The sequence below is a fragment of the Streptococcus sp. 10824 genome (assembly GCF_013276595.1).
GTDB lineage: Bacteria > Bacillota > Bacilli > Lactobacillales > Streptococcaceae > Streptococcus > Streptococcus pseudopneumoniae.
In genome coordinates, this window is record NZ_VMLH01000148.1 from 1 (window position 1) to 1372 (window position 1372).

A 1372-nucleotide genomic window follows, 5' to 3' on the forward strand; every position below is an offset into this window, starting at 1 on the left:
GGTATTCCCCTTCAAATTATAGTAGATTGAAACTAGAATAGTACACCTCTACTTCTAAAACATTGTTAGAAATCGATTTGACTGTCCTGATCGGTTTGTCCTATTCTTATTTCATTTTACTATACTTTCAAACCTAGCCGTTTCTCAATAAAACGACTAACTGAATACATCACACGCTTAGCGGCTGCCTCGCTTCCGACCATCATCACACAATCATCTGCGTAGCGCACAAATCGAAGTCCCCTCTTTTCTAATTCCTTGTCCAATTCATTAAGCATGATATTAGATAAGAGAGGAGATACATTTCCTCCCTGTGGTGTACCAACTAGCGTTTTATGACGCCGACCGTTAATGATAACACCTGAATGAAGATACTTACGAATCAAGGATTCCCTATCTCCGTCTTCGATCATATTATGTACTAAGGACATCAATCTATCTTGAGGAACCCTATCGAAAAATTTCTCTAGGTCTATATCCACTATCCACTCATAGCCGTCATTTAAGTACTCTAAGAGCTTGGACAATGGCTTGTTGGATTATCCTATCCATCACTGTCGGAATCCCAAGCTGAAGGACACCTCCATTGGGTTGGGGGATTTCAACTCGCAGGACTGATTGAGGTTTGTATTTTCTCTGTTTTATCAGCTCCTTAGTCAAGCGCCAGTTTTGTCTGAGATAGTCATCCATCTCTTCGATAGTCATTCCATCAATCCCAGCTGAGCCTTTATTGGATTTTACTTGATTGTAAGCTTCCAGCATATTTTCGCGTGATACTATCTTATCTAGCAATTTTGACATGTGCCTATTCCTTTCTTGTTTTGGTGCCTGAGGGACATCTTATATTGGTGAACCTTCATCTAGTCAATACGTGACAGAGTCCAGTTCTATCAGACCGTTCGTTTTACAGACACAAGTAAAGTAGGATTACTTCGATCTGTCGTTTTCTCTTTCTAGCGACAGAGCTCACGGGATAAGTCCTACATCTTTCCTCGTTTAGACTAGACATGAGGACGTTAAAAGGTTACAGTGGAAAAAGATAAATCTTAGTTCGAATTCAATTACTCTCGTGATTTACGCATATAGGTTACGACTACCTTTTTGGACTTTAAGGTTTCGCGCCCCCCTATCCGCTATATACGCCTTACTATCACCTTCCTGTTCGTAGAGCCACGATTTCGCTATCCCTTCCTCTGACGATTCTTATTTCCAGCGTCAGACTTAAAACGGTCTATCCCCAGACCGTTTTAATCCGCTACCTCACGATAGTCAGGCTTGGGAATCGCTATTGGGTTCACCGGTAGCAGGTGCCCACCAAGGACTTATACTCAATGAAAATCAAAGAGTAAACTAGGAAACTAGCCGCAGGCTG

The 1372-nt window shown here is 41.6% G+C and carries 1 pseudogene; it reads right to left on the bottom strand.

Annotated features, from left to right (window positions below):
* Positions 1–122: 122 nt before the first annotated feature.
* Positions 123–801: pseudogene (locus HT701_RS10885) on the bottom strand (reverse transcriptase domain-containing protein); the annotation flags it as partial.
* Between the last annotated feature and the right edge of the window lie 571 nt (positions 802–1372).